Consider the following 23,836-nt stretch of genomic DNA (forward strand, 5'->3'; position numbering starts at 1 on the left):
ACCCGCCCGGCCGGGCCACGGCACCGGCCGGGGGCGGCGCGACCCACGTCACACCGCCCCGGCCGGTCAGGAGGCGTGATCGACCAGTTCGCCCAGGCCGGTGGCGACGAGTTCGTCGCGGATCACCGCGGCGTCGCCCTCCACCACGAGGGCGAGTTCCTCCGGGCGCAGGTGCGTGGCGGCCGCCGCGGAGACCTCCGCCACGTCGGCGGCGAGCAGCGACTCCCGCAGCCGGGCGTGGTAGTCGTCCGGCAGGTCGTGCACGACCAGGGTGGTCAGCGCGGCGGCGATGGCCCGGGGGCTCTGCAACTCCACCGAGAGTTGCCCGGCCCGCCAGGAACGCGCGACCGCCAACTCCTCCTCGGTCACCCCGGTCTGGCGCGTACGGGTGATCTCGCCGACCGCCTCGACGACGGCCGGCGCGGTGACGGCCGTCTGCACGCTGGAGCTGACCCCGAAGCGGCCGAAGCGACGGGACGAGGCGAAGTCGCCCCGGATGCCGTACGTGTAGCCACGCACCTCGCGGATCAGGTGGTTGAGCCGGGAGGTGAAGGCCCCGCCGAGCACCGTGCCGGCGAGTGTCATCGGCACGTGGTCGGGGTGGGCGCGGTGCGGCGACGGGTGGCCCAGCCGCAGCGTGGACTGCACCGAGCCGGGCCGGTCCACCAGGATGATCCGCCGGCCGGGGCGGGTCGGCACCTCGATCGGGCCGCCCCGGTCGACGGGGCCGCCGCCGGTGCCGGCGAAGGCAGTCGCGCCGAGCGCGTCCAGGTCGAGCCGGTCCAGGTCGCCGGCGACGATCAGGGTGCCGGGGCGGATGAACCACTCGGAGTGGAAGACGGTGACGTCCTCGACGTCCAGGGCGGCCACGGACTCCGGGTCGCCGTACATGGGGCGGCCCCAGCGGCTGTCTGCGCCGAACAGGTCCGCGCGCAGGGCCGCGTCGGCGCGGGGGCCGGGGTTGGCCCAGTCCATCCGCAGCGCGGTCGCCTCGTCGTCGCGGACGCGCCGGACGTCGTCCGGGTCCAGCTTCGGGGTGCGCACCGCCTCGGCGAGCAACGCCACGGCGGCGCCCAGCCGCTCCACCGGCACCTGCACGCTGACCTGGAAGGAGTCCCAGTCCAGCCCGGTCACCAGTTCGGTGCCGAGCCCTTCGATCGCCAGCGCGTACGCCGTCGCGTCGCGCTGCGCGGTCCCCTCCTCCAGGGCCTTGGCGAGCACCGCGCCGAGCCCCTCCTTGCCGGTGGGCTCGCGGCCGGCGCCCCCGTCGAGCAGCAGCAGCGCCACGGCCAGGTTCTGCCCGGGCAGGTGCGCGGCGACCACCTGACCACCCGCCACCGTGCGGCGGATCACCTGCGGGAACCGGTAGGGGCGGGCGGCGCCCGGCCCGGGACGGTCAGCGATCAGCGTCATCAGGGCTTCTCCTCGGGCAGGTAGGTCAGGGTCACCCGGTCGTCGGCGCCGAGCACCTCGGCGGCGGCCTCGGCGATCTGCTCGGCGGTCACCGCGAGCCAGGCCGGCAGCCGCTCCGCGGCCTTCGCCGGGTCGCCGAACTGGGTGGCGTAGCGCCCGAGCGTGTCCGCCCGGCCGTCCACCGTGGCCATCTGCCGCCACCACGACGTGCTCAGCAGGGACTTGGCCCGGTCGAGTTCGGTGGCGGTGACCGGGACGGTCGCCAGTTCGTCGACCACCTCGGCCAGGCCGGCGCTCAGCCGTTCGGCGGTGACGCCGGGGCGGGCCGTGGCGGTGGCGATCAGCGGTGCGGGGGCGTGTGCCAGATCCACCCCGTACGCCCCGACCAGGTCGGGCTGGGCGATCCGCTCCCCGTCGGCGAGGCGCTGGTAGAGGCGGCTGCCCCGGCCGCTGCCCAGCACGGTGGCGAGCACCGTCATCACGTCGTAGCCCGGGCTGCCGAAGGGGTGGGTGCGGTGCGCGACGTAGACGCGCGGCGCCGGCACCTCGGCGGTGACCGTCTCGACGGCGGGTCGGCCGGTGGCCGGGACGGTCCGGCCGTCCGGCGCGGGCGGGATCTGCACGCGAGGCGGGATCGCGCCGAAGTACTTGTCGGCCAGCGCGAAGACCTCGGCGGCCGGGGCGTCGCCCACCACGGTCAGCACCGCGTTGTTGGGCGCGTAGTAGGTCTGGTGGAACGCCTGGAAGGTCGCCAGGTCGGCGGCGTTCAGGTCGGCCATCGACCCGATCGTGGCGTGGTGGTAGGGGTGCCCGGGCGGGTAGAGCAGCGGCAGCAGCCGCAGCCAGGCGTCGCCGTAGGGCACGTTGTCGTAGCGCTGGCGCCGCTCGTTCTTGACCACGTCCCGCTGGTTGTCCAGCGTCTCCTGGGTCAGCGCGGGGACCAGGCCGCCCATCCGGTCCGCCTCCAGCCAGAGCGCCAGTTCCAGGTGCTCGGCGGGGACGGTCTCGAAGTAGTTGGTGCGGTCCGGGTTGGTGGTGGCGTTGAGCGAGCCGCCCGAACCCTGCACCAGCTTCATGTGCTCGGTCTTCGCCACGTTGACGGAGCCCTCGAACATCAGGTGCTCGAAGAGGTGGGCGAAGCCCGTCTGCCCCTCGGGCTCGTGCCGGGAGCCGACGTCGTACCAGAGGTTCACGGCGACCGCGGGGGCGGTGCGGTCCTCACTCACCACCACGCGCAGGCCGTTGTCCAGTCGGGTGGTCTCGATGGGCCAGGGGTAACCGCTGTCGGGCATGGGCACGACGCTATCCGATCAGGTGCGCCGGAAGGAGACGCGCCGCTCGGGCGACGTGCCGGCCGAGCCCGCCGCGGCCCCGGACGTACCCGCCGCGGCGGGTACGCGACGGCCCGGCGGAGGACGCGCCACGCCTGGTGCTCGTGGTCGCGTCCGCCGCCGGGCCGTGGCGGCCGTCCGGGCAGGTCAGCTGGCACCGGCCCGGGCACCGAGTCTCAGTCCGGGGGTTCGATGGGGGTGACCGTCTGATCGGAGTTACGCCGTTCCAGCACGGTGTCCGGGGCCGCGTTGCGGTGCTCCTCCCGGATGTCGGACTCCCTGAGGATGGCTTCCGCCTGCGCCCGGGCGTCGTCGCTGCCGGCTGCCGCCTCCTCGGGCAGCAGGTGCGCGCGGGACTCCACTCGTTCCTGGTCGCTCTGCTCGTGACTCATGACCGCTCACATACCCCGTCGGCGCCGCCGGCACGCCGCATGATCGTGATCGGTCCCGCGAGGTGGGCGACAGGGGTGGACCTTCCGGCGCGATCGGGTAGGCTGGGCCGCGTGACGCGTTCGTATCGATGGTTTAGGCAGCCGGCTCGCACGCCGGTGACTTCACCATGATCTGACGTCACCACTTTTCGAGCCGGCCGGGCAGGAGCTCTCGCTCCTGCCTTTTTGCGTACGAGCAGCCGGCTCGACCTGGGCACCGGCCCCGGGGCACGGTCGGCGAAAGGATTCCCACCGTGACGACCCCGGAGACCGATCGGGTCAGCGATCAGCGGATCGACCGTGTCGTGCCGCTGACCACTCCGGCCCTGCTGCACCACGAGCTTCCCCTCGACGACACGCTCGCCTCGGCCGTGCTGACGGGGCGGCGCGCGGTCGGCCGGGTGCTGGACGGCGCCGACGACCGCCTGCTGGTGGTGGTCGGCCCGTGCTCGGTGCACGACCCGGCCGCCGCCCTGGAATACGCCCGGCGGCTCCGCGCCGCCGCCGACCGGGTGGCCGACGACCTGCTGGTGGTGATGCGGGTCTACTTCGAGAAGCCGCGCTCCACGGTGGGCTGGAAGGGCCTGATCAACGATCCCGGGCTGGACGGCTCCGGCGACGTCAACACCGGCCTGCGTACCGCCCGCGCGCTCCTGCTCGACGTGCTGCGCCTGGGGCTCCCCGTCGGCTGCGAGTTCCTCGACCCGATCACCCCGCAGTACATCGCCGACACGGTGGCGTGGGGCGCGATCGGCGCGCGCACGGTGGAGAGCCAGGTGCACCGGCAGCTCGCCTCCGGCCTGTCGATGCCGATCGGCATGAAGAACCGCCCGGACGGCAGCATCGGCACCGCCGTGGACGCCATCCGGGCCGCCGGCGTGCCGCACGTCTTCCCCGGCATCGACGTCTCCGGTACGCCGGCGATCCTGCACACCCGGGGCAACGCCGACGGGCACCTGGTGCTGCGCGGCGGGGGCGGCCGACCCAACTACGACGCGGAGTCGGTGGCCGGCGCCCTGGACCTGCTGCGGGCGGCCGACCTGCCCGAGCGCGTGGTGATCGACGCGAGCCACGCCAACAGCGGCAAGGACCACCGCAACCAGCCGAGGGTGGCCGCCGACGTGGCCGCCCAGCTCGACGCCGGGCAGCGCGGCATCGTCGGGATCATGTTGGAGAGCTTCCTCTTCCCCGGCCGCCAGGACCTCGATCCGACCCGGGATCTGACGTACGGCCAGTCGGTCACCGACGCCTGCATCGGCTGGGACACCACCGAGGAGGTCCTCACCCACCTGGCTTCCGCCGTCCGCGCCCGCCGCCGCGCCCTCGCCACCGCTCCCGCCTGACCTCTCCGCCCCGTCCGGTCCCCGGTGATCATGAGACCGGGCGGGGCGGGAAGTGGGGACAGACAGTGCCGCCCCCGGGCCCTGAGGGCTCGGGGGCGGCACCGGTGTCGGTGTGCAGGTCGCCTCTCGGCGAGTGGCGCGACGCGGCTCCAGCCGGACGGTATTCCGCGAAGGCTATTTAGGTGAGGCCCGGGGACACTTGGCACACCGACACCTCACTCAACGGGCGACCGGTCGCCGGTGTTCCGGCCTCCGCCATGACCGTCGTCACAGCCCGGCGGCACGCCCGAACCGGTCGGAGAGGGCGCGGGCGCCGGCCGCGCGGTGACGTTTGACCGATTCGGACGCGGGTAGCTGACCGACGTGACCGATGACGCACCCGTGACCGAAGCGCCCGTGATCGAGCAGCCGGACACCAGGCGCCTCGACGAGCTGCTCGAGGATCTCTACCACGGTCAGGAACGGATCAGTCAGGCCGACATCTACCGCCGGGCGGTTGCCGCGGAGCTTCCCGCGCAGCTCCTCACCCGCCTGGCCGCCCTGCCAGAGGGCACGTACGCCGTGGACGAGGTGGCCGACCTGCTCGGCGGTTCGGTCACCTGACGCCCCCGAGGCAGTGAGGAGAGCGAGATGTCCCACCACGAGGAAAAACGCGAGGGGCCACCGGCACTCGGTCAACCCCCGGGAGGCCGGGACACGCTGCCGGAGCCCGACTTCGCCGACGAACACGACCGTACGGCTGTCGACCGGGACATCATCACCGGGGCGGACGCCGACGAGCGCGAGCCGGAGGCCTCCCGGGGCTGGGCCGGCGAGGACCACGGCACGACCCCGACCTGACGCTCCGGCGGGACACCGACGCGAAAGGGGGCCGGCTCTGCGCCGGCCCCCTTTCGCGTGCGTACGCCGTCAGTCCTCGTCGTGGCCGCCGCCCTCGGCCGCCTGCTGCGCCATCGCGTACGCCATCTGGAGGAAGTCCGAGGCGGCCACGGCGGTCAGCGCGGTGGCCACCAGGCGGGTCAGTCGGGGGGCGAGCACCAGCCCGCCGGTGAGCCCGGTGGCGACCCAGACGGCGAGGCAGAACGGGCAGCTCAGCAGCTCCCCGATGGCGTGCCGGGTGGAGCTGCCCTGGTCACGGACCTGCTCCATCACCTCGCCGCTGCCGATCGGCTTGTCGTACCGGGTGAACGGTGCCCGCAGCGGGCTCGTCACCGCGTCCTTCGACAGCAGTCGGCTCAGTTTGTGGGTGGCGATGCCGAGCAGCACCACGTCGGCCGGGGTGGGGCGCTCGGGCACCGACCGACCGGTCACCCGGACCAGACCGGCGATGCCGGCGGTCACCCCGGCGTACGTTCCCATCGCCGCCAGGTATCCGCCCAGCGGCCGGTGCTCGTGCGGCGCGTACGCCTGGCGCAGCCGCGCCACCTTCTCCCTCAGGTCGGTCACCCGGTCTCCTCGGTCTCTCGGGTCGCGCGGTCCGGCTCAGCCGGCCTGTAGGTTGTCGGCCACCTCACGGGCGAGGCTGTCCAGCGCCTCGTCGGCCAGCCGCTCGGCGTCCGGCCCGCCGGTCAGGTCGAGCCGCATCCGGGCGCCACCGGCCTGGGCGGGCTCCACCCGGATCTCGGCCGACCAGTCCTCGGCGCCGCTCCACCGGGCCCGCAGTTCCTCGGTGCTGACCTCCTCGGCCGGGCTGCCGTCGGCCCGCAGCGGCTCGGGCAGCCACGCCGACGCCCGGGCGGGGTCGGTGGCGGTGTTGAACACGACCTCCGGCGGCGCGGACATCCCGCGCTCGGCGGACGCCATCACGCGTCCCGCAGCCGGCTCGGGTCGACCTCGCGGCCGGGATGCCGAGCGAGGTACTCGGTCTCCAGCTCGGCGGTGCGCCGCAGGTGGTTGGCGAGCGCGGAGTCCGCCGCGTGGCGCAGGGTGTCCAGGCGGGTGCGGTGCAGGCTGTGCATCTCCCGGATCAGGTCCTCGTCGCCCAGTTCGGCGGGGTCGACGCCGAGCAGGTCGGCGTCGGGCTGGTCCGCCACGCCGGAGGCCCTGTCGTGGACATGGTCGCCGTCCCACTCCGGCATCCGCTGCTCCGGGCTGCCGAAGTCGTCCTGCCGTACAGATCCCGTCATGATCGACCCCCTGGTCTGGTTTGGGCTCGCGTCTAGACGGATGCCCACGCCGGGTGGCACCAAACCATCCGCGCCTACGACACCGCGTCGGAGAACGCCGCGGCCCCCGGTACTCTCGATGCCATGAATCGGCTCTGGACCCCGGCGTGGATCGCGCGCCACGTGGCCATGGTCGTGCTGGTCACCGGTTTCCTGGCGCTGGGCTGGTGGCAGGTCAGCCGGGCCGCCGCCGGCAACGCGATCAGCTGGGGCTACGCGGTCGAGTGGCCGATCTTCGCCTGCTTCGTGGTCTTCGTCTGGTGGCGCGAGGTCCGGCACACGCTGCGCGGCCCGGCACCGGCCGCGCCCGAGGAGGCGTCGCCCGCCGCCGGGACGCGGCCGGCCGACGCCCCGGAGGCCGCCGCGCCGCGCCCGGTCGTACGCCGACCGGTGCGGGTCGCCCGCGTGCCCGCGGCTGTCGGCGGCGTCGAGGACGGCGACCTGGCCGCCTACAACCACTACCTGCAATGGCTGAACGACAACCCGGGCGCGAAGCCCGGTGACTATCCCGGCTGAGGCCGGGCGCGAAAGGACGGACGACGGTGGGCGCAGCCCTGACCCGGTACCGAGTCATCGCCTGGATCGTCGGCGTGGCGCTGATCCTGCTGGTCGTGATCGGCATGCCGATGAAGTACGGCTTCGACGAACCGATCCTGGTGGAGACCGTGGGTCAGGCGCACGGCTTCCTCTACATGCTCTATCTGCTGGCCGCCTTCGACCTGTCCCGCCGGGCGGGCTGGCCGCTGAAGCGGATGGTCCTGGTGATGCTGGCCGGCACGGTGCCGTTCGTCTCCTTCTTCGCCGAGCGCCGGGTCAGCTCCTGGGTGACGACCGGACAGTCCGAGCGCACCCCGGAGCCGGTCGCCGGCTGACGCCGGTCACCGGTTCGGCCGCCACGGGTCGGCCGAGGCGAGCGGGTCCTCCCAGCCGCCGTACCGGTTCATCTCCCGGGCCCGGCGCAGGGCCCGGGTGACCTGGCCGAACTGCCGCTCGTCGTCGCTGCTGAACAGCAGCACCCGCTCGCCCCGGCGCCTGCCCCACAGCTCGTACGCCGGCGGTCGCCACCGGTCCCCCACCAGCGCAACCAGCACCGGCAGCAGGAACACCACGCCCAGGACGAGGTACGCCCCCGCGGTGAGCCGTTGCAGCCCGCCGCTGAAGCCGAGCAGCAGGCCGACGCCGCCGATCATGGCGCCGGTGACCACGACGGCGCGTACCGCGACGCGGTCGTGCGGGCCGCGGCCCGTGTGCAGGTGGGTCAGCTCGGTGACCTGCCAGCTGTTGCGTCCGACGGTGAACCGGTCGACCGTCACGATGATCCCGGGCCGGGCGTAGAGGAGCGTGTTCTTCTTCGCGGTCGTTCCCGGTGACCGCGTCGCTCGGGTTGCGCCTTGAGGGTTCATGGTTCTACCTCCCGCGGCTGGTGCCGGGTCGGCTCCCGTCGACGGTCTCGCATCGGTGCCGGTCGACAGGATTCCCGGCTGCGCGCTTCATTGTGTGACGCACGTGCCAGCCTGGATGACTCGCGTCCGACAGGGCCGGTGGCGGGTGCCGCCTGTTCCGACCGCCATGTCGGTCTTGTCGGTCATAACGGCCCAGGCTCCACCGGCATACGTCGACAACGACGAATGGCACGCATCGCTCCATCACCGGCATTAGCCGCGATGCAGCTGCGCCGAGCCCGAAAAGTAGATCACTCACCGTGGCGGCCGGTGATCAACAATCTCCGTCACTCCGCCAACATTCGCCCCTGCTTCAACTGCGCACAACTCCTGCCCCGGGTTAGGTTGTCCGAGCCGGCCCGGTCGATCGCCGTCCACCCGGACAGCACCGGCCCGGTGTCGCCGAGGGCGTCAGCAGCCCGCGGCGGCCGGTGGGAGAGGAGCATTCCGCTCTTGTCGTCCCTCAGATACACGCTGCGCGCCCTGGCGGTCGCCGTGCTGTCGGCCACGCTGCTCGCACCGGCGGTACCCGCCCGGGCCGAACCGTCCCCCGCCGAGCTGACCCGGCGGATCGAGAACTCCTCCAACCAGCTGGAACACGTCGTCGAGGCGTACAACAAGATCCGGGAGGAGATCAAGGCCAACCAGGCCGCCGTCGCGCGGGTGCAGAGCCGGATCGGTCCACTGGAGCAGGAGACCGAGCGGAGCCGGGCCGACGTCGGCGAGATGGCGGTGACCGCGTACAAGACCGGCAGCAACCTGACCACCGCGGAGGCGCTGCTGCGTGCCGGCGACGCCGACACCCTGCTGGACCGGATCGGGATGCTCGACCAGCTCACCCGGCAGCGGCAGGCGAAGATCACGAACTTCACCGGCAACCAGCGCCGGCTGCTCGACGAGAAGACCCGGCTGGAGGTCACGCTGGGCAGGCAGGCGGCCCAGGCCCGCGAGATGACCGCCGCCAAGAAACGGATCGAGCGCGACCTGGCCGAGCTCTACGAGCTGCGCCGGCAGGCGTACGGCCGGGCCACGGAGAAGCCGACCGCCCGGCCCGACAGCGCGAAGGACGCGCCCGCCGTCTCCGGCCGGGCCGGCGTCGCGGTGCGGTACGCGTACGGCGCACTCGGCAAGCCGTACGTCTGGGGCGCCGACGGGCCGAACGGCTACGACTGCTCGGGCCTGACCTCGGCGGCCTGGCGGGCGGCCGGCAAGTCGCTGCCGCACAACACCCGGATGCAGTGGAGCGCGGTCGCCCACATCAGCCGGAGCGAGCTGCGGCCCGGTGACCTCGTCTTCTACAGCGGGCTCGGGCACATGGGCATCTACGTCGGCGGCGGCCAGGTGATCGACGCGCCAAGCGCCGGGCGCAACGTGCTCAAACGCGGCATCAACCTGATGCCCATCCACGGTTACGGCCGGGTCCGCTGACCCCGCCCGGAGACGGCGAACGGCCGGCGTCCCCCTACCGGACGCCGGCCGTTCGCCGTCGTTCCTACCCCGCTCAGGCCGCCTGAAGTCCCTCGGCCCGGGCCAGCTCGCGGAGCCGGCCGAGCGCCTGGATCTCCAGCTGCCGGATCCGCTCCCGGGACAGCGAGAACCGCGAGGCCACCTCGGTGAGCGAGTGCTCCCGGCCGTCCTCCAGCCCGTAGCGGGCCCGCATGATGCCGGCCGAGCGGTCGTCGAGGTGGTTGAGCAGGCCCTCGATCCGCTGCCGCTCCAGCCCCGTCAGGACGATCTCCTCCGGCGACGGCGCGTCGCTGTCGGCGACCAGGTCACCGAGGTTGGTGTCGCCGTCGTCGCCCACCGGGGTGTCCAGCGAGACGGTGTCCTGCGACCAGCGGACCAGCTCGTTGACCCGCTCGACGGTGACCCCGAGGGCCGCCGCGATCTGCTCCGGCTCCGGGTCGCTGCCCAGCTCGCGGGTGAGCTGCCGGGCCACGTTACGCATCCGGTTGACGTCCTCGACCAGGTGCACCGGCAGTCGCACGGTGCGCTCCTGCTGGGCGATCGCCCGGCTGATCGCCTGGCGGATCCACCAGGTCGCGTAGGTGGAGAACTTGTAGCCGCGCACGTAGTCGAACTTCTCGACCGCGCGCACCAGGCCGGTGTTGCCCTCCTGGATCAGATCCAGCATGGGCATGCCCGAACGGACATAGCGGCGGGCGATCGACACGACCAGCCGCAGGTTGGCCCGGATGAAGAGGTCCTTGGCCCGCTCACCCTCGGCGACCAGCCGCTCCAGGTCGTCCCGGTCGACACCGGCGGGGACGCGGTCCTCGCCGAGCAGGTGCTCGGCGTAGAGGCCGGCCTCGATTGCCTTGGAGAGATCGACTTCCCTGGCGGCGTCCAGCAGCGGCGTCCGGGAGATCTCGTGAAGGTAGACGCCGACCAGGTCGCGCTCCTCGGCAACCTCGTCGGTTCGCATGCCGATGTTCTTGTCCACGTTGCCCACGGTCCCCTCGCTCGCGCCGGTTGCCCGGTTCCTTGCCATCCCCACGTCCATCAGCCCTCCCCCGTAACTTGCGCTGTGCCCACCGGTGCTGACACCTACACAACAGTTGAGACGCGTCGGGGATTCCATGTCGTGAGTCGAAAGTGTCACGAATGCCTGATAATCCGCTGAGAGCGCGATCCACGTTTGCTGTCAGCACCCCAGGTGGCGGCTCTCCGATGGGCACCACGTCAGGGGCGGTGGATCGACGTGTCGCCGTCCCCCGGTCCATGGCAGCATCGCCCGCCCCGAAGACACAGCGACCCGGGTCACCGCCGCGCTGCGATCCTGGTCACTTGCCAGACACGCACCGGTGCACGGGTGGGTTCATCCACGCCCGTGGTAATACCCCACCCCTCGATGAACAATCCGCGCCGGGAATCCGTGCCCGTATGTGACGGGGCTCGCAGAGAGGCGGGGGGTCAGGAGGCGAGCAGGGCCAGGGCGCCGCGGACCTGGTCGGCGGAGCGGGCCAGGGCGGCCCGCGCGGCGGAGACCTCCACCCCGGAGACGAGCGAGACCAGCGCCGCCTTCATGTCGCCGTCCGCCTCGTTCAGGGCCCGCCGGCAGATCTCCTCCGAGCAGCCCGTGGCCTCGATCAGAATCGAGATCATCCGGCCCCGGAGCTTGGCGTTGGTGGCCACCATGTCGATCATGAGATTCGAGTAGACCCGGCCCAGTCGGACCATCACGGCCGTCGAGAACGTGTTCAGCACCAGCTTCTGCGCGGTGCCCGCCTTCATCCGGGTCGACCCGGTGACGACCTCCGGTCCGGTGTCCACCCCGATGAAGACGTCCACCGACCGGGCGGCCGCCGCCTCCGGGTTGGCACAGAGCAGCACGGTCGAGGCCCCCTTGGCCCTCGACGCGGCCAGCGCCCCCAGGACGTACGGTGTGCGTCCGCTGGCGGCGAGTCCGACCACCAGGTCCCCGGCCCGTACGCAGTCGGCGACCTCGGCCGCGCCGCCCCGGTCGTCGTCCTCGGCGTCCTCGACCGCCCGCCACATGGCCTCGGGCCCGCCCGCGATGTGGGCGCAGAACCAGTGCCGGGGCGAGTTGAAGGTGGGTGCGAGCTCGGCGGCGTCGAGCACACCGAGCCGGCCCGAGGTGCCTGCGCCGAAGTAGTGCACCCGGTGCCCGCCACGCAGGGCGGTCACCGCCAGGTCCACCGTCGCGGCGATCTCGTCGAGGACGTCGGCGACGGCGCCGGGGACCCGCCGGTCCGCCTCGTTGATCACCGTGAGCACGTCCCGGGTCGACATGAGGTCGAGGTCCGTGCTGAGCGGGTTGCGTCGCTCCGTCGGCGCGCCGACCCGGATCACCGGCCGGGCCGCCACCGGGGACGTCACCTCGTGGGGTTCCACCGCGCCCGCCGTCATGACCGCCTCCGTCCCGGGCCGACCCGGCGCGACAGGACCGCCTCGGCTGTCGCTTCGAGGGCCTTCCTGGCCCGGGAGCGGTTGCGGGCGGCCACCCCGACGAAGAGGCAGTCGACGACGGTGAGCTGGGCCAGCCGGCTCGCCATCGCACCGGAGCGGTAGGTGGTCTCGCGGGCGGCCGTGGTGAGCACGAAGTCGGCCACCTCGGTGATCGGCGAGCGGGGGAAGTTGGTGAGCGCCACCGTCGCCGCCCCGCGGGCCCGGGCCTGCTCCAGCACCTCGATCACGTCGGAGGTGGTGCCGGTGTGCGAGATGCCGACCGCGACGTCACCCCGCCCGAGCAGCGCGGCCGACGTCAGCGCGGTGTGCACGTCCGGGAAGTAGAAGGCGGTGCGGCCGATGCGGTGCAGCTTCTGCTGGAAGTCCGAGGCGACGAAGCCGCTGGCACCCGCCCCGTAGACGTCGATCCGGGCAGCCCCCGCGATGGCGTCGACGACCTGCTCGCAGATCGCCGGGTCGAGCTGCTCGGCCGTCTCCTCGACGGCCCGTGCGTCGTTGAAGGCGATGGTCGCGATGATCTGGGCGAGGTCGGCCCCGGGCGGGATGTCGCCGCCGACCACCCTGGCGTCCGGCGGCTCCACCCGGCGGGCGGCCTCGGCGGCGAGCCGGATCCGCAGCTGCGGGTAGCCGTCCATGCCGACCGACCGGCAGAACCGGATGACGGTCGCCTCGGATGTCTCGGCGGCGGTGGCGAGATCGGTGATGGTCCGACGCGCGGCGTCGGCCGGGTCGGCGACCACCAACCGGGCGACCCGCTGCTCGGCCGGCGACAACGACGGGAGCAGGCCGCTGATGTGGACGATCAGCCCACCCGGCTCGTGACTCGCAGAAATCTTCGGACTCTTCGCCACGGATGAAACTTACTTTCACGAGGCGTGAGCGTCAACCATGACTCCGCGTGTTGACGAAAGTACCGCCTGCCCGGACGCGTCGTTTCGGGCAGCGTGCCATCTTCCCGGACGCCGTCGCCTCCCCCGTGAGGCCCGGGCGCACTGCCGGACGGCCGCCGCCCGACCGCCCTCGTACAGACGATGCCACCCCGCCGGCCCCCGCGATGCCCGGTGCCCGGCCAGGCACGACGCGGCGTGGCCCGGACGCCGTCGACTCAGGCGGTCAGCCGGCCGGCCGGGACCGGGTCCGCGCCCGGCGGCGTGACGGCGGGCCGGCCGTCACGCCCGTCGGCTTCCAGCCAGCCGGCGAGGTGGGCCTGGATCTGCCGGGAGACCTCCTCCGGCGGGCGTCCGGCGTCCACCACCACGAAGGTCGGGTACTCCGGCAGTGTCCGGTACGCGGTGTCCGCGGCGGTCAGGTACCGCATGCTCTCGTGATCGGTGCCACGCTGCTCGATCCGCCGGTACGCCTCGGCGGGATCGACGGTCAGCAGGAAGGTCACCCGCGGTCGCGGGAACACCCGGTAGCCGACGCGGGCCAGCCGCTCCCAGCGCTGGCCCCCGTGCGCCCGGATGCTCGCGTACTGGCAGACGGAGTAGCGGTCCATGACCGCGACCCGGCCGGTGGCCAGGCAGCTGAGCAGGGCGAGGGCGATGGCCAGCCAGCGGAGCACGGACTCCACCGCCAGCATCCCGCTCCGGCCGACGAGCCGCTGGGCGTCCGGAAGGCCGAGCCGGTGCGCGAGACGGCCCAGCCAGCGCCGCCCGCCGGCGTTGCGGTGGTAGGTGGCGGGTCGGCCCGCCGCGGTGAGCGCGTCGGCCAGCCGGTGCGCCTGGGTGGTCTTGCCCGAGCCGTCGATGCCGATCAGGGCGACGGCGCGCAATCGGGCCCTGCCGCGCCGTGCCTCTGGTGATCTGGACACTCTGCACAGGCTATCCGACCCACGCCCGCCCACCGGGGAGATTTGTGCCGCGTGCTCCCGGTTGACCCCGACCGTGGCGTCCTGCCAGGTGTGGCCCACCGCCATGCCGGGTACCGGAGTTGGATCAGCCGCCCACCACCGTCGACGGGAGACGCCAATGGCAGAGCGCGGGGACGAGAGCCTGGTGCACACGTTGAAGAAGGTCGCCGCCGTGCTCAAGCAGGAAGAGATTCCCTTCGCGCTCGGGGGCAGCTTCGCCGTGTACGCCCACGGCGGTCACTCCAGCGAGCACGACGTCGACTTCCTGATCCGCGAGGTCGACGTGGAACGCTCGCTGGAGGCGCTGGTCGCGGCGGGTTTCGTCGCCGAGCGACCGCCCGAGGACTGGCTGGTCAAGGTCTTCGACGACGGCCGGATGGTCGACCTGATCCACCGGCCGATCGAGACGCCGGTGACCGAGGAGACGTTCGCCGACACGGTCGTCCGGCCGGTCGACGCGATCCACATGCCGGTGCTCTCGGCCACCCAGCTCATGGTGCACAAGTTGCTGAGCTTCTCGCAGCACTACTGCGACTTCGCCCGGGGTCTGCCGCTGGCCCGTTCCCTGCGGGAGCAGATCGACTGGGAACGGGTACGGAAGGAGACGCAGCACTCGCCGTACGCGGAGGCGTTCCTGGTGCTGCTGGATCGGCTGGAGGTGGTGCCGGACTCCGGCACTCCGCAGGGAGAGGGGACACCGTGACCGAGCACCGTGACGTCGCCACCGGACCGCCCGACGAGTACGTCGAGGCGGAGATCCACCGGCTGCTCGCCGAGGACCCGGACGTGGCCGAGCAGGGGATCACCGTGGTCCGCCGGGAGCGCGGCCTCGTGCTCTACGGCGAGGTCGAGAGCCCGCACCGCCGGGAGGAGATCCTGCGCCTGGTGGCCGAACGCTTCCCGCACGTGCCGATCACCAGCGACATCGGGGTGATCCGCGCGCAGGCGCCCACGGAGATCGAGCAACTGCCCTGAGGAGGTTCCATGGTGATCCGGATCGCCGCCGTGGGCGACGTGCATCTGGACAAGGACGTGCTCGGCCGGTTCCGGCCGGCCCTGGACGAGCTGCCCGAGCACGCCGACGTGCTGCTGCTCGCCGGCGACCTGACCCGGCACGGGACCGAGTCGGAAGCCCGGTGCGTGGCCACCGAGTTCGGCGGGCTCGGCGTCCCGGTGGTGACGGTGCTGGGCAACCACGACCACCAGTGCGACCAGGTGCCGCAGGTGGTCAGGGTGCTCGAGGACGCCGGGATCAGGGTGCTGGAGGGCGACGGCATCGTGCTGGACTGCGATGGTCGCCGGCTGGGGGTCGCCGGGGTGAAGGGGTTCGGCGGGGGCTTCGCCGGCCGGTGCGCCAGCGACTTCGGCGAGCCGGAGATGAAGGCGTTCGTCGGGACCACCACGAAGAGCGCGGACGCCCTGTCCGCCGCGCTGCGGGGGCTGGACTGCGACGTGCTGGTGGCGCTCACCCACTACTCGCCGGTGCCGGACACGCTCGCCGGTGAGCCGCTGGAGATCTACCCGTTCCTGGGCTCGTACCAGCTCGGTCAGGCGATCGACTCGGCGCCGACCGCGCTGGCCCTGCACGGGCACGCGCACGCCGGCACCGAGCGCGGCACCACGCCCGGCGGGGTCCGCGTCCGCAACGTCGCCCACCCCGTGATCAAGCAGGCGTACAGCGTCTTCCACCTGGGCGACCACCTCGATCCGGCACAGGTTTCCGGCGTCGGCGGCTCGGGTATTCAGCAACCATGGAGCTGATTCTCTGGATTCTCGCAGTCGTACTCGTGGTCGCCGGCATTCTCGCGTTGTTCCGGCGGCAGATCCTGTGGGGCATCGTCCTCATCGTGGTCGGCCTGCTCGTCGGGCCGGGTGGTGTGAGCATCTTCAATTGACGTGGCGGCTGCACGCCGCCGTCCACGGACCCACCGGGGTCGTCGTGACCGGAGTTCCGTCCTCCCGACAGGAGCACCCGGGCATGACGACCCCGGTGCTGTCGCGTCCGGAGGGTGACCGCGGGTTTACCGGCCCCCTCCGGCGGAGATATCTCGACCATGGAGACACCTCGGAGCGGTGAACGTACGGGCGGCGTCCGGCAGTGGTGGGCCCTGCTCGGCTTCGGGGCCGCGGTGTTCGTGGCCGCGGCGATCGGCGGGATCGGCGTACGCGGCACCTCGGCCGAGTACGCGAGCCTCGAACAGCCCGCCTGGGCCCCGCCGTCCTGGCTCTTCGGACCGGTCTGGACCCTGCTCTACGCGATGATCGCGGTGGCCGGCTGGCTGGTCTGGCGGCGGGTCGGCTTCGGCCCGGCCCTCTGGGCGTGGATCGCCCAGCTGGTGCTCAACGCGATCTGGACACCGCTCTTCTTCGGCGCCGGCCGCTACGGGCTGGCGTTCCTCGAGATCCTGCTGATGTGGGTGGCGATCGGCGTGACGGTCGCGCTCTTCCGCAGGGTGTCCCGCCCGGCGACGCTGCTGATGCTGCCCTACTGGGCGTGGGTCACCTTCGCCGCCGCACTCAACTTCGCCGTCTGGCGCCTGAACAGCTGAGCCCGTCCCCGGTTCGGACGACGGCACGGGGCCCCGGGCGCACACCCGGGGCCCCGTGTCAGCTCAGCAACGGGGCACGTTGGGGATGTACCCGTCGTAGCCGGTGTGGACGTACGCGTCAGCGATGAAGCGGCCCGACCCGATCCGGTCCCAGATCGTGCTGGTGCCGTAGGTGCCGGTGACGCTCGTACCGCTCGTCTGGCACTGGATGGTCACCCGGGTGCCGTCGGCGACGGTGCCCACCGCGGCGTAGCCGGTGCCCGGGCCGGAGCGGACGGTCAGCGGCGTCCCGCTGGTGTTGACCGTGCCGGAGCCGGCACCGCTGCCGCAGCCGTTGTCGCTGCTGTAGTTCTTCGTGCCCCAGTAGAGGGCGAGCGCGCCGTTGAACCGCACCTGGATGTCGGCGCCGTTGAGCCGCTGCTCGTAGTGCAGGTGCGGGCCGGTGGAACCACCGGTGCTGCCGACCCAGCCGATCACCTTCCCGTAGCCGACGGTCTGGCCCACGGAGACGTTGAAACCGTTGAGGTGCGCGTAGTAGGTGCTGTATCCGCCACCGTGGTTGATCCGGACGTACTTTCCGTAACTGGTGCCGCCGAGATCCGTGACCCGGTCGACGGTGCCCGGCGCGCTCGCCACCACCGGATCGCCGAGATCGTTCGTGCGGTTGAAGTCCACCGCGTACGCCGGGCTGTGGCCGGACCGGGTCTGGCCGGACCAGGACTGCCCGCACGGGAACGGAACCTTGAACGTGGGGGCGGCCATCGCCGGGGCCGCCGGGACCAGGACGCCCACTGCCAGCAGACCAGCCGACAGCAGGCCCAACCACCGCTTGCCCATCCAGCACCTCCTATGTCGAAATCCTTCGATCACCTGCCCTCAGCGTGTCAGAAATCACCATCGATGGAAAGGGGTCCGACCCCCGTGTGGGAGCGCACCCAACGGCGGGTTTCACGTTTCTTGATTGTTACTTCCCCGTGTCCGGTTAGGGGTGGACCGGGCCAGATGCAAGCGCTTACATGTGGGTGACGCCCATCGGACCGGCGCGGGTTCCACCCTGCACGCGCCGGCAAGGAAGGAGAACGGCATGGCGTTTGCCAGATCACGCCAGGCTCTCGCGATCGCCGGCGTGCTGGGGCTGGCGCTGAGCGCCACCGCCTGCGGCACCGGCGACGACAAGAAGAGCAGCAGCGCGGGCTCGCCCGAGTGCGCGGCATATGAGAAGTACGGCGACAACGACGGCAAGAAGGTCACGATCTACTCGTCCATCCGGGACATCGAGGCCGACCGCCTCGACCAGTCCTGGAAGGAGTTCGAGAAGTGCACCGGCATCGAGATCGACCACGAGGGCAGCGCCGAGTTCGAGGCTCAGCTCGGCGTCCGGGTCGACGGCGGCAACGCCCCTGATCTCGCGTTCATCCCGCAGCCGGGTCTGGTCAAGCGCTTCGTCGACTCGGGCAAGCTCAAGCCGGCCGGCGCCGACGCCAAGAAGATGGCCGAGGAGAACTACCCGGCCGACTGGCTGAAGTACAGCACCGTCAACGGCCAGTTCTACGGTGCCCCGCTCGGCTCCAACGTGAAGTCCTTCGTGTGGTACTCGCCGAAGACCTTCAAGGAGAAGGGCTGGACCATCCCGACCAGCTGGGACGAGCTGATCAAGCTCAGCGACCAGATCGCCGCCACCGGCACCAAGCCGTGGTGCGCCGGCATCGAGTCCGGTGACGCCACCGGCTGGCCGGCCACCGACTGGATCGAAGACGTGATGCTGCGGACGCAGACCCCCGAGGTCTACGACCAGTGGACCACCCACGGCATCCCGTTCAACGACCCGAAGGTCGCCGAGGCCGTGGACCGGGCCGGCACCATCCTCAAGAACGAGAAGTACATGAACGGCGGCTACGGTGGCGTGAAGAGCATCACCACCACCGCCTTCGGCGAGGCCGGACTGCCGATCACCACCGGCAAGTGCGCGCTGCACCGCCAGGCGTCCTTCTACGCCAACCAGTGGCCGAAGGGCACCAAGGTGGCCGAGGACGGCGACGTCTTCGCCTTCTACTTCCCGGCGATCGACGCCAGCAAGGGCAAGCCGGTCCTGGGCGGTGGCGAGTTCACCGTGGCCTTCGCCGACCGTCCCGAGGTCCAGGCCGTGCAGACCTACCTCGCGTCGGGCGAGTACGCCAACAGCCGCGCCAAGATCGGTGACTGGGTGTCGGCCAACAACAAGCTCGACCTGGCCAACGTCGCCAACCCGATCGACAAGCTCTCCGTCCAGATCCTCCAGGACAAGACCACCGTCTTCCGCTTCGACGGCTCGGACCTGATGCCGGCCGCGGTCGGCGCGGGGACGTTCTGGAAGGGCATGGTCGACTGGATCAACGGCAAGGACACCGCGACGGTGCTCCAGGGCATCGAGAGCAGCTGGAAGTGATCTGACCGGTGGGTCGGTCCGCTGACGCGGGCCGGCCCACCGGTCCGTTACCGAACCCTTGAAGGAGGGTCGATGGAGTTCGACTTCATCGAAGAGACGGACAAGTTCATCATGCTGGGGTGGGGGCTGCTCGCCTTCGTCGTGGTGGTGGGTGGCCTGCTCCTGCTCCTCGACGTGGTGCCGTCCTGGTTCGCCCGCCGCCGGGAGGCGCAGCTCGTCGCCGCCTCCACGAGCGGCGCCCCGCTCCCCCGTCGGCGCAAGCCGCGGGAAGGCGTGTTCGCGCTCTTCTTCCTGCTGCCGACGCTGCTGCTGCTCACCATCGGGCTGGTGGTCCCGGCCATCCGCACCACGCTGCTCTCGTTCATGGACGCGAACAGCAACGACTGGGTCGGGCTGCGCAACTACGGCTGGATGTTCTCCGAGGACTCGATCGTCCGGGTGCTGATCAACACCCTGGTGTGGGTGCTCCTCGTCCCGCTCGTGGCCACCTCGTTCGGCCTGCTCTACGCCGTGATGGTGGACAAGGCCCGGTTCGAGGCGGTGGCCAAGTCGCTGATCTTCCTGCCGATGGCCATCTCCTTCGTCGGGGCGAGCATCATCTGGAAGTTCGTCTACGCCTACCGGGGCGACGGGCAGGAGCAGATCGGCCTGCTCAACCAGATCGTGGTCAGCCTCGGCGGCGAGCCGAAGCAGTGGCTGCTGGAGTCGCCGCTGAACACCCTGCTGCTGATCGTGATCATGGTCTGGATCCAGGCGGGCTTCGCCATGGTGGTGCTCTCCGCCGCGATCAAGGCCATCCCCGCCGACATCGTGGAGGCGGCCCGGCTCGACGGGGTCAGCCCCTGGCAGATGTTCTGGCAGATCACCATGCCGAGCATCCGGCCGGCGCTCGTCGTGGTCGTGGTGACGCTCTCGATCGCCACCCTCAAGGTCTTCGACATCGTCCGGACGTCCACCAACGGCAACTACGACACCAGCGTGATCGCCAACGAGATGTACAACCAGGCGTTCCGGTACGGCCAGAACGGGCAGGGCTCGGCGCTCGCGGTCTTCCTGTTCGTCCTGGTGGTCCCGATCGTGATCTACCAGATCCGCAACCTCCGTCAGCAGCGGGAGGGCTGAAATGACCACCACGACGCCCACCGCCGCCACCGGCACCCAGAAGACCGCCGGCCGCGGAACCAGCACCGCCGGACGGGTCCGCAAGCGGCTGAACAGCCGCACCGCGACCCTCGTCTCGATCGTCATCGCACTGGTGTGGACCATCCCCACCTTCGGCCTGTTCATCTCCTCGTTCCGGCCGGAGGACGAGATCAAGAGCAGCGGGTGGTGGACCTTCTTCACCAACCCGTCGTTCACCCTGGAGAACTACCAGGAAGTGCTGTTCGGGAGCAGCTCGTCGTCCCCGCAGCTCGCCAGCTACTTCATCAACTCGCTGGCGATCACCATCCCGTCGGTGCTCTTCCCGCTCGCCTTCGCGGCCCTGGCCGCGTACGCGCTGGCCTGGATCAACTTCCGGGGGCGGGACTGGATGTACATCGCGATCTTCGCGCTGCAGATCGTGCCGTTGCAGATGGCCCTGGTGCCACTGCTGAAGTTCTTCTCCACCGGGGTCACCGTCGCCGGGGTCACCCTCATGCCGGCCTGGGACCTGGCCGACGAACAGAAGTTCGCGCAGGTGTGGTTCGCGCACACCTGCTTCGCGCTGCCGTTCGCCGTCTTCCTGCTGCACAACTTCATCTCGCAGCTCCCGGGTGACCTGATGGAGGCCGCCCGGGTCGACGGGGCCACCCACCCGAAGATCTTCCGCAGCATCGTCCTGCCGCTGATCACCCCGGCGCTGGCCGCGTTCGGCATCTTCCAGTTCCTCTGGGTCTGGAACGACCTGCTGGTCGCGCTGATCTTCGCCGGTGGCGGCGACGAGACCGCCCCGCTCACCGTCCGGCTGGCAGAGATGGCCGGTACCCGGGGCAACGAGTGGCAGCGGCTCACCGCCGGCGCGTTCATCTCGATCGTCGTACCGCTGATCGTCTTCCTGTCCCTTCAGCGATACTTCGTACGCGGTCTGCTCGCCGGCAGCGTCAAGGGCTGAGGTGTCTCCGCCGCCGCCGGGGCAACCGGCGGCGGCGGAGCGGGGCGGAGCGGGGGTAGCGTGGCGAAGATCGACGATGTGGCACGCCTGGCCGGGGTTTCCACCGCCACCGTGTCCCGGGCGTTGCGAGGGCTGCCGATGGTCTCGGCCGCGACCCGGCACCGGGTGCTCGCGGCGGCCGAACAACTGGAGTACGCGGTCTCGCCGAGCGCGTCGCGGCTGGCCGGGGGACGCACCGGCACGATCGCCGTCGTGGTCCCCCGGATCACCCGGTGGTTCTTCGGGACCGTCGTCGAGGCGGTCGAGGACTTCCTCCAGCAGGCGGGCTACGACCTGCTGCTCTACAACCTCGGTGGGCGGGAGCAGACCCGCCAGCGGGTGCTGCGTACCGCCGACCTGCCGAAGCGGGTGGACGCGGTCATGCTGGTCGCCACGCCCCTGCGCGCCACCGAGCTGACCGCCCTGACGAAGCTGGAACTGCCCGGGGTGACCATCAGCTCCGGCACGGCTGTGCCCGGCTGGCCCTGCGTACGCATCGACGACGTCGGCGTCGCGCGGACCGCCACCCGGCACCTGCTCGACCTGGGCCACCGGAGGATCGCGCACATCACCGGCGACCCGGACGAACTCGCCTACACCACCCACCTCGACCGGCGCCGCGGCTACCGGGACGCGCTGGGCGACGCCGGGATCGACCCCGACCCCTGCCTCGACGTGGAGTCGCAGTTCACCACCGGCGGCGGCGCCCGGGCCACCGAGGAACTGCTCCGACGTGGCGACCCGCCGACGGCGATCTTCGCGGCCTGCGACGAGATGGCCATGGGGGCGATGACGGCGCTGCGCGACGCCGGCCTGCGCGTACCGCAGGACGTCAGCGTGATCGGCGTCGACGACCACGACCTGGCCGGGGTCCTCGGGCTGAGCACCATCGCCCAGCCCGCGGCGGAGCAGGGCCGGCTCGCCGCACGGATCCTGCTCGGCTCGCTACAGGGCCGGGCCCTCCCGCTGTCGAACCACCCCCACCTCGACACGCCGGGATCCCCGGTGATCCTGCCCACTCGGCTGATCGTGCGTGAATCGACCGCACCACCCCGGGCACACTGACCGGGACCGCCGACGTCCGGCAGCATCCGACCATCCGGCTCGACACACGGGAGAAGGCCCTGAACAGCAATCCGACGCACCAGGACACGCCCGCCGACCCGGCCACCGGATGGTGGACCAGGGCCACCATCTACCAGGTCTATCCGCGTTCCTTCGCCGACTCCGACGGCGACGGGATCGGTGACCTGCCCGGCATCACCGCCCGGCTGGACCACCTCGTCGAACTCGGCGTGGACGCGCTCTGGCTGTCGCCGTTCTACCCGTCGCCGCAGGCCGACGCCGGGTACGACGTGGCGGACTACCGGGACGTGGACCCGCTCTTCGGCACCCTCGCCGACGCCGACCGGCTGATCGCCGCGGCGCACTCGCGCGGGCTGCGGGTCATCGTCGACCTGGTGCCCAACCACACGTCGTCGGCGCACCGGTGGTTCGCCGCGGCGCTCGCCGCCGCCCCGGGCAGCCCGGAGCGCGACCGCTACGTCTTCCGCGACGGGGCGGGCCCCGACGGCGCGCAGCCCCCGAACGACTGGACGAGCGTCTTCGGCGGGCCGGCCTGGACCCGCGTCACCGAGGCTGACGGCCGCCCCGGCCAGTGGTACCTGCACCTGTTCGACACCGGCCAGCCCGACCTCAACTGGGACAACCCCGAGGTCCGGGAGGAGTTCCTGGGGGTGCTGCGGTTCTGGCTGGACCGCGGCGTGGACGGCTTCCGCGTCGACGTGGCGCACGGCCTGATCAAGCAGGCCGACCTGGCCGACTGGCAGGAACCGCAGGAGATCCTCTCCGGCCCGGAGATCGACAAGCCGCGCCCGCCGATGTGGGACCAGGAGGGCGTGCACGAGATCTACCGGGACTGGCGTCGGGTGCTGGACGGCTACCCGGGCGAGCGGATCCTGGTCGCCGAGGCCTGGGTCGAACCGGCCGAGCGGCTGGCCAGGTACGTCCGCCCGGACGAGATGCACCAGGCGTTCAACTTCGAGTACCTGCTCGCCGCGTGGACCGCGCCCGCCCAGTACGCCGTGATCACCCGTTCGCTGGAGGCCACCGACGTCGTCGGCGCACCGACCACCTGGGTGCTCTCCAACCACGACGTGGTCCGGCACGCCTCCCGGCTGGGGCTGCCGATCGGCGGCAAGCGGCCCAACGGCATCGGCATCGGCGACCCGCAGCCGGACGCCGCGCTCGGCCTGCGCCGGGCCCGGGCGGCCACGCTGCTGATGCTCGCCCTGCCCGGCTCGGCCTACCTCTACCAGGGCGAGGAACTGGGCCTCCCGGAGCACACCACGATGCCGGACGAGGCCCGGCAGGACCCGACCTGGGCACGTAGCGGGAACACCGAGCGGGGTCGCGACGGCTGTCGGGTGCCGATCCCGTGGGAGGCCGACGCCCCGTCGTACGGCTTCGGGCCGACCGACGCGAGCTGGCTGCCGCAGCCGCCGCTCTGGGCGGAGTACGCCCTGGACCGGCAGCGGGACGCGCCCGGCTCGACGTACGAGCTGTACCGGACGGCGCTGCGGCTGCGCCGCGAGCACCGGCTCGGCGAGGGCCCGCTGGAGTGGCTCGCCTCCGGCGACGAGGTGCTCTCGTTCCGCAACGGCGCACTGACCGTGCTGACCAACTTCGGCGACGCCGCCGTGCCGGTGCCCACCGGGGCCGAACTGGTGCACGCCAGCGCCCCGCTGGACGCCGACGGCGCCGTCGGAACCGACGTGACGGTCTGGGTCCGCCCGGCCTGACGCCGTCAGCTGTAGGGAGGGGC

28 protein-coding genes are annotated in these 23,836 nt (G+C 71.8%); 16 read left to right on the forward strand and 12 right to left on the reverse strand.

Features of this window, described 5'->3' with window-relative positions:
- Positions 1 to 66 precede the first annotated feature (66 nt).
- The 3 genes from AB0D32_RS18600 to AB0D32_RS18610 all read right to left on the reverse strand — a co-directional run bounded on the left by AB0D32_RS18600 (position 67) and on the right by AB0D32_RS18610 (position 3,136).
- Positions 67 to 1,413, reverse strand: a complete 1,347-nt coding sequence (locus AB0D32_RS18600) for a pitrilysin family protein (protein WP_357091228.1) — start codon at positions 1,411 to 1,413, stop codon at positions 67 to 69.
- Entirely contained in the window at positions 1,413 to 2,705 is a 1,293-nt protein-coding gene (locus AB0D32_RS18605) for a pitrilysin family protein (RefSeq protein WP_357091230.1), read from the reverse strand. The genes AB0D32_RS18600 and AB0D32_RS18605 overlap by 1 nt, the downstream gene beginning before the upstream one ends.
- A 215-nt stretch (positions 2,706 to 2,920) precedes the next feature.
- The gene (locus tag AB0D32_RS18610) at positions 2,921 to 3,136 is read right to left on the reverse strand and encodes a hypothetical protein (RefSeq protein WP_357091232.1); all 216 of its coding nucleotides are present in this window, start codon (positions 3,134 to 3,136) and stop codon (positions 2,921 to 2,923) included.
- Between the two features lie 284 nt (positions 3,137 to 3,420).
- On the opposite strand from AB0D32_RS18610, the gene AB0D32_RS18615 reads away from it, so the two are divergent.
- The 3 genes from AB0D32_RS18615 (at position 3,421) to AB0D32_RS18625 (ending at position 5,358) form a co-directional block, all read left to right on the forward strand.
- Entirely contained in the window at positions 3,421 to 4,518 is a 1,098-nt protein-coding gene (locus tag AB0D32_RS18615) for a 3-deoxy-7-phosphoheptulonate synthase (RefSeq protein WP_357091377.1), read from the forward strand.
- A 354-nt stretch (positions 4,519 to 4,872) separates the two neighbouring features.
- Positions 4,873 to 5,121, forward strand: coding sequence for a hypothetical protein (locus tag AB0D32_RS18620; RefSeq protein WP_357091379.1), 249 nt, complete (start codon positions 4,873 to 4,875; stop codon positions 5,119 to 5,121).
- 27 nt (positions 5,122 to 5,148) lie between these two features.
- Positions 5,149 to 5,358 (forward strand): hypothetical protein, encoded by a 210-nt coding sequence (locus AB0D32_RS18625; RefSeq protein WP_357091234.1) that lies wholly within the window; start codon positions 5,149 to 5,151, stop codon positions 5,356 to 5,358.
- A 69-nt stretch (positions 5,359 to 5,427) separates the two neighbouring features.
- Here AB0D32_RS18625 and AB0D32_RS18630 read toward each other — a convergent pair whose 3' ends face one another.
- From AB0D32_RS18630 to AB0D32_RS18640, 3 genes are read right to left on the reverse strand one after another with little or no spacing between them, the layout of a single operon-like run.
- Positions 5,428 to 5,964 (reverse strand): DUF1360 domain-containing protein, encoded by a 537-nt coding sequence (locus AB0D32_RS18630; RefSeq protein WP_357091236.1) that lies wholly within the window; start codon positions 5,962 to 5,964, stop codon positions 5,428 to 5,430.
- A 36-nt stretch (positions 5,965 to 6,000) separates the two neighbouring features.
- Positions 6,001 to 6,321 (reverse strand): hypothetical protein, encoded by a 321-nt coding sequence (locus AB0D32_RS18635; protein WP_357091238.1) that lies wholly within the window; start codon positions 6,319 to 6,321, stop codon positions 6,001 to 6,003.
- Entirely contained in the window at positions 6,321 to 6,647 is a 327-nt protein-coding gene (locus AB0D32_RS18640; RefSeq protein ID WP_357091381.1) for a DUF6158 family protein, read from the reverse strand. Before AB0D32_RS18640 ends, AB0D32_RS18635 begins: the two co-directional genes overlap by 1 nt.
- Positions 6,648 to 6,767: 120 nt before the next feature.
- On the opposite strand from AB0D32_RS18640, the gene AB0D32_RS18645 reads away from it, so the two are divergent.
- Positions 6,768 to 7,199: a hypothetical protein gene (locus AB0D32_RS18645; protein ID WP_357091240.1), complete on the forward strand. Its 432-nt coding sequence runs from the start codon at positions 6,768 to 6,770 to the stop codon at positions 7,197 to 7,199.
- Between the two features lie 26 nt (positions 7,200 to 7,225).
- On the forward strand, positions 7,226 to 7,555 hold the full coding sequence (locus AB0D32_RS18650) for a DUF3817 domain-containing protein (protein WP_357091242.1): 330 nt from the start codon (positions 7,226 to 7,228) through the stop codon (positions 7,553 to 7,555).
- A gap of 6 nt (positions 7,556 to 7,561) precedes the next feature.
- On the opposite strand, the gene AB0D32_RS18655 is transcribed toward AB0D32_RS18650, so the two are convergent.
- Complete coding sequence (locus tag AB0D32_RS18655; RefSeq protein WP_357091244.1) at positions 7,562 to 8,086, reverse strand: DUF6232 family protein; 525 nt, start codon at positions 8,084 to 8,086, stop codon at positions 7,562 to 7,564.
- Between the two features lie 492 nt (positions 8,087 to 8,578).
- On the opposite strand from AB0D32_RS18655, the gene AB0D32_RS18660 reads away from it, so the two are divergent.
- Positions 8,579 to 9,553: an NlpC/P60 family protein gene (locus AB0D32_RS18660; RefSeq protein WP_357091246.1), complete on the forward strand. Its 975-nt coding sequence runs from the start codon at positions 8,579 to 8,581 to the stop codon at positions 9,551 to 9,553.
- Positions 9,554 to 9,626: 73 nt separating this feature from the next.
- Here the strand turns inward: AB0D32_RS18660 and AB0D32_RS18665 are convergent, their stop codons facing one another.
- The 4 genes from AB0D32_RS18665 to AB0D32_RS18680 form a co-directional block, all read right to left on the reverse strand.
- Positions 9,627 to 10,616 carry a sigma-70 family RNA polymerase sigma factor gene (locus tag AB0D32_RS18665; protein ID WP_357091383.1) on the reverse strand — a complete coding sequence of 330 codons (990 nt, stop codon included), beginning with the start codon at positions 10,614 to 10,616 and terminating at the stop codon, positions 9,627 to 9,629.
- 422 nt (positions 10,617 to 11,038) lie between these two features.
- Positions 11,039 to 11,995, reverse strand: a complete 957-nt coding sequence (murQ, locus tag AB0D32_RS18670; RefSeq protein WP_357091248.1) for an N-acetylmuramic acid 6-phosphate etherase — start codon at positions 11,993 to 11,995, stop codon at positions 11,039 to 11,041.
- Positions 11,992 to 12,906, reverse strand: a complete 915-nt coding sequence (locus AB0D32_RS18675; RefSeq protein ID WP_357091250.1) for a MurR/RpiR family transcriptional regulator — start codon at positions 12,904 to 12,906, stop codon at positions 11,992 to 11,994. The genes murQ and AB0D32_RS18675 overlap by 4 nt, the downstream gene beginning before the upstream one ends.
- 254 nt (positions 12,907 to 13,160) lie before the next feature.
- The gene (locus tag AB0D32_RS18680; RefSeq protein ID WP_357091252.1) at positions 13,161 to 13,868 is read right to left on the reverse strand and encodes a dTMP kinase; all 708 of its coding nucleotides are present in this window, start codon (positions 13,866 to 13,868) and stop codon (positions 13,161 to 13,163) included.
- A 103-nt stretch (positions 13,869 to 13,971) separates the two neighbouring features.
- On the opposite strand from AB0D32_RS18680, the gene AB0D32_RS18685 reads away from it, so the two are divergent.
- The 5 genes from AB0D32_RS18685 to AB0D32_RS18705 all read left to right on the forward strand — a co-directional run bounded on the left by AB0D32_RS18685 (position 13,972) and on the right by AB0D32_RS18705 (position 16,456).
- Entirely contained in the window at positions 13,972 to 14,610 is a 639-nt protein-coding gene (locus AB0D32_RS18685; protein ID WP_357091254.1) for a nucleotidyltransferase, read from the forward strand.
- Positions 14,607 to 14,882, forward strand: a complete 276-nt coding sequence (locus AB0D32_RS18690; RefSeq protein WP_357091256.1) for a hypothetical protein — start codon at positions 14,607 to 14,609, stop codon at positions 14,880 to 14,882. The genes AB0D32_RS18685 and AB0D32_RS18690 overlap by 4 nt, the downstream gene beginning before the upstream one ends.
- A 9-nt stretch (positions 14,883 to 14,891) precedes the next feature.
- Positions 14,892 to 15,668: a metallophosphoesterase gene (locus tag AB0D32_RS18695; protein ID WP_357091258.1), complete on the forward strand. Its 777-nt coding sequence runs from the start codon at positions 14,892 to 14,894 to the stop codon at positions 15,666 to 15,668.
- Complete coding sequence (locus tag AB0D32_RS18700) at positions 15,659 to 15,802, forward strand: GPGG-motif small membrane protein (protein WP_007464364.1); 144 nt, start codon at positions 15,659 to 15,661, stop codon at positions 15,800 to 15,802. Before AB0D32_RS18695 ends, AB0D32_RS18700 begins: the two co-directional genes overlap by 10 nt.
- 159 nt (positions 15,803 to 15,961) lie before the next feature.
- Positions 15,962 to 16,456 (forward strand): TspO/MBR family protein, encoded by a 495-nt coding sequence (locus tag AB0D32_RS18705; protein ID WP_357091260.1) that lies wholly within the window; start codon positions 15,962 to 15,964, stop codon positions 16,454 to 16,456.
- Between the two features lie 63 nt (positions 16,457 to 16,519).
- Here the strand turns inward: AB0D32_RS18705 and AB0D32_RS18710 are convergent, their stop codons facing one another.
- The gene (locus AB0D32_RS18710; protein WP_357091262.1) at positions 16,520 to 17,293 is read right to left on the reverse strand and encodes a peptidoglycan DD-metalloendopeptidase family protein; all 774 of its coding nucleotides are present in this window, start codon (positions 17,291 to 17,293) and stop codon (positions 16,520 to 16,522) included.
- A 247-nt stretch (positions 17,294 to 17,540) separates the two neighbouring features.
- Between AB0D32_RS18710 and AB0D32_RS18715 the strand changes: the two genes are divergently transcribed.
- The 5 genes from AB0D32_RS18715 (at position 17,541) to AB0D32_RS18735 (ending at position 23,813) form a co-directional block, all read left to right on the forward strand.
- Positions 17,541 to 18,881 (forward strand): ABC transporter substrate-binding protein, encoded by a 1,341-nt coding sequence (locus AB0D32_RS18715; RefSeq protein WP_357091264.1) that lies wholly within the window; start codon positions 17,541 to 17,543, stop codon positions 18,879 to 18,881.
- Between the two features lie 72 nt (positions 18,882 to 18,953).
- The gene (locus AB0D32_RS18720; protein WP_357091266.1) at positions 18,954 to 20,003 is read left to right on the forward strand and encodes a sugar ABC transporter permease; all 1,050 of its coding nucleotides are present in this window, start codon (positions 18,954 to 18,956) and stop codon (positions 20,001 to 20,003) included.
- A 1-nt stretch (position 20,004) separates the two neighbouring features.
- Positions 20,005 to 20,973 carry a carbohydrate ABC transporter permease gene (locus AB0D32_RS18725; protein ID WP_357091267.1) on the forward strand — a complete coding sequence of 323 codons (969 nt, stop codon included), beginning with the start codon at positions 20,005 to 20,007 and terminating at the stop codon, positions 20,971 to 20,973.
- Between the two features lie 60 nt (positions 20,974 to 21,033).
- Positions 21,034 to 22,077, forward strand: a complete 1,044-nt coding sequence (locus AB0D32_RS18730) for a LacI family DNA-binding transcriptional regulator (RefSeq protein WP_357091270.1) — start codon at positions 21,034 to 21,036, stop codon at positions 22,075 to 22,077.
- A gap of 59 nt (positions 22,078 to 22,136) precedes the next feature.
- Entirely contained in the window at positions 22,137 to 23,813 is a 1,677-nt protein-coding gene (locus AB0D32_RS18735) for a glycoside hydrolase family 13 protein (protein ID WP_357091385.1), read from the forward strand.
- Positions 23,814 to 23,836 lie beyond the last annotated feature (23 nt).

Source organism: Micromonospora sp. NPDC048170 (genome assembly GCF_040652795.1).
Classification (GTDB): domain Bacteria; phylum Actinomycetota; class Actinomycetes; order Mycobacteriales; family Micromonosporaceae; genus Micromonospora.

Bases quoted from the DNA above. Each gene is read 5' to 3' on its own strand.
- AB0D32_RS18600 (WP_357091228.1), bottom strand. From the start codon at position 1,413: ATGACGCTGATCGCTGACCGTCCCGGGCCGGGCGCCGCCCGCCCCTAC.
- AB0D32_RS18605 (WP_357091230.1), bottom strand. From the start codon at position 2,705: ATGCCCGACAGCGGTTACCCCTGGCCCATCGAGACCACCCGACTGGAC.
- AB0D32_RS18610 (WP_357091232.1), bottom strand. From the start codon at position 3,136: ATGAGTCACGAGCAGAGCGACCAGGAACGAGTGGAGTCCCGCGCGCAC.
- AB0D32_RS18625 (WP_357091234.1), top strand. From the start codon at position 5,149: ATGTCCCACCACGAGGAAAAACGCGAGGGGCCACCGGCACTCGGTCAA.
- AB0D32_RS18635 (WP_357091238.1), bottom strand. From the start codon at position 6,321: ATGGCGTCCGCCGAGCGCGGGATGTCCGCGCCGCCGGAGGTCGTGTTC.
- AB0D32_RS18645 (WP_357091240.1), top strand. From the start codon at position 6,768: ATGAATCGGCTCTGGACCCCGGCGTGGATCGCGCGCCACGTGGCCATG.
- AB0D32_RS18655 (WP_357091244.1), bottom strand. From the start codon at position 8,086: ATGAACCCTCAAGGCGCAACCCGAGCGACGCGGTCACCGGGAACGACC.
- AB0D32_RS18665 (WP_357091383.1), bottom strand. From the start codon at position 10,616: ATGGCAAGGAACCGGGCAACCGGCGCGAGCGAGGGGACCGTGGGCAAC.
- murQ (WP_357091248.1), bottom strand. From the start codon at position 11,995: ATGACGGCGGGCGCGGTGGAACCCCACGAGGTGACGTCCCCGGTGGCG.
- AB0D32_RS18685 (WP_357091254.1), top strand. From the start codon at position 13,972: ATGCCGGGTACCGGAGTTGGATCAGCCGCCCACCACCGTCGACGGGAG.
- AB0D32_RS18695 (WP_357091258.1), top strand. From the start codon at position 14,892: ATGGTGATCCGGATCGCCGCCGTGGGCGACGTGCATCTGGACAAGGAC.
- AB0D32_RS18700 (WP_007464364.1), top strand. From the start codon at position 15,659: ATGGAGCTGATTCTCTGGATTCTCGCAGTCGTACTCGTGGTCGCCGGC.
- AB0D32_RS18705 (WP_357091260.1), top strand. From the start codon at position 15,962: ATGGAGACACCTCGGAGCGGTGAACGTACGGGCGGCGTCCGGCAGTGG.
- AB0D32_RS18710 (WP_357091262.1), bottom strand. From the start codon at position 17,293: ATGGGCAAGCGGTGGTTGGGCCTGCTGTCGGCTGGTCTGCTGGCAGTG.
- AB0D32_RS18715 (WP_357091264.1), top strand. From the start codon at position 17,541: ATGGCGTTTGCCAGATCACGCCAGGCTCTCGCGATCGCCGGCGTGCTG.
- AB0D32_RS18720 (WP_357091266.1), top strand. From the start codon at position 18,954: ATGGAGTTCGACTTCATCGAAGAGACGGACAAGTTCATCATGCTGGGG.
- AB0D32_RS18725 (WP_357091267.1), top strand. From the start codon at position 20,005: ATGACCACCACGACGCCCACCGCCGCCACCGGCACCCAGAAGACCGCC.